Here is a 1,469-nt window from a genome sequence, read left to right on the forward strand (position 1 = left end):
GTCGTCGGCCTTCTCCAGGTGGACCTTGATCGGTCCCATGAAGGTGTAGCGCTGCTGCTTGGCGTAGTCGCGCACCAGGCCGGACAGCTCGTCGCCCAGCTGACCCGAGTACGGGCTGAGCCGCTCGTAGTCGGGGGTGCTCAGCTCGACGATGAAGTCGTTGGGGACGACGGTCCGCTCGCGGTTCCAGATCGTCGCGTTGTTGTCGCACTCCCGCTGGAGGGCGCCGGCGATCTCCACCGGCTGCACCTCGGACTTGAAGACCTTGGCGAAGGTGCCGTTGACCAGCCCTTCGAGGCGCTGCTCGAAACGCTTCATGACCCCCATGGGGCACCTCCTCCGGTGTCATCGTCCCTGTACTGCTTACTGATCGTATCCACGCGTCGGGAAATCGGCTGGTTCCCCTTCTCTGCCCTGTGGATGAGTGTCACCCCTCACACGGATCGTAGAGGGGGCCTCCTCACAGTGTCCCGCACACGCGATGCTCTCTGGAGGAGTGGGGGCGACGGCTCCGCGTTCCCGATTCCCGTCCCGGGGTCGGCGAAACAACGGATGTGAATCCACCCTGTCCAGCGTGCTAATCTTCCGGATGTCGCCAGGCGCTCGCACCACACAGGTGAGAGAGAGTCTGGAAACACCACTCTTGCGCGAGTGGCGGAACGGCAGACGCGCTGGCTTCAGGTGCCAGTGTCCTTAGGGACGTGGGGGTTCAAATCCCCCCTCGCGCACAGCGACAGTCGCTTGCGACCGTCGAGTTGAATCGGGAGAACCCCCGCTCCGGAGAGATCCGGAGCGGGGGTTCTTCGTTGTTTCCCGCTGTACGCCTCTCTTCCTGCTGTGTCCGCGCGCTCTGTCCGCAGCCTTTCCGTGTTGTTCCGTGAGCTGTGTCGGTCCCGGGGTGCCGGGGTAAACAGGCAGGGCGGTCGGTATGGTCCGGCGGTGGACCGGGCGGTCGGCGGGGCGTCTCCGGGGCGGTTGCCGGAGCGGTTTCCGGACAGACCGATGGTCTGCGAGGCGGCATACATGCATACGCTGGCCGTAGAGGCTGGATCGACGGCTGCTCGGCAGTGAAGGGCTGAGCGCACAGAACGTCCCGGAGGCAGGAATGGCGAAGCAGGCTCGCGCGGTGCAGACGTGGCGGTCGATCGTGGATGCCGCGGCGAGTGTCTTCGACGACTACGGCTACGAGCGCGCCGCCATCTCGGAGATCCTCCGCCGGGCCAAGGTGACCAAGGGGGCGCTGTACTTCCACTTCGCCTCCAAGGAGGCCATCGCCCAGGCGATCATGGACGAGCAGACCTCCACGGTCGATTTCGCCCAGGAGGGATCGCCTCTCCAGTCCCTGGTCGACGGCGGCCAGCAGTTCGCCTTCGCCCTGCGCCACAACTCGATGGCGCGGGCCGGGACCCGTCTCTCCATCGAAGGCGTCTTCCTCGGCGGCCCCCACCCGTGGGGCGACTGGATCGACG

Annotated in this window: 2 protein-coding genes and 1 tRNA gene; 2 read left to right on the forward strand and 1 reads right to left on the reverse strand. The window is 66.0% G+C overall.

What is annotated here, in order from left to right; genetic code table 11:
- Positions 1-327: DUF3662 domain-containing protein (locus AB0M27_RS47790; protein ID WP_365732460.1), on the reverse strand; the 327-nt coding region annotated here is incomplete at its 3' end.
- A 318-nt stretch (positions 328-645) separates the two neighbouring features.
- On the opposite strand from AB0M27_RS47790, the gene AB0M27_RS47795 reads away from it, so the two are divergent.
- Together AB0M27_RS47795 and AB0M27_RS47800 are read left to right on the forward strand one after the other, a co-directional pair.
- Positions 646-728: transfer RNA gene (locus AB0M27_RS47795), tRNA-Leu, on the forward strand.
- Positions 729-1,105: 377 nt separating this feature from the next.
- On the forward strand, positions 1,106-1,469 hold a 364-nt coding region (locus AB0M27_RS47800), incomplete at its 3' end, for a helix-turn-helix domain-containing protein (protein ID WP_365732461.1).

Source organism: Streptomyces sp. NPDC052107 (assembly GCF_040680215.1).
In the GTDB taxonomy this organism is placed as follows: domain Bacteria; phylum Actinomycetota; class Actinomycetes; order Streptomycetales; family Streptomycetaceae; genus Streptomyces.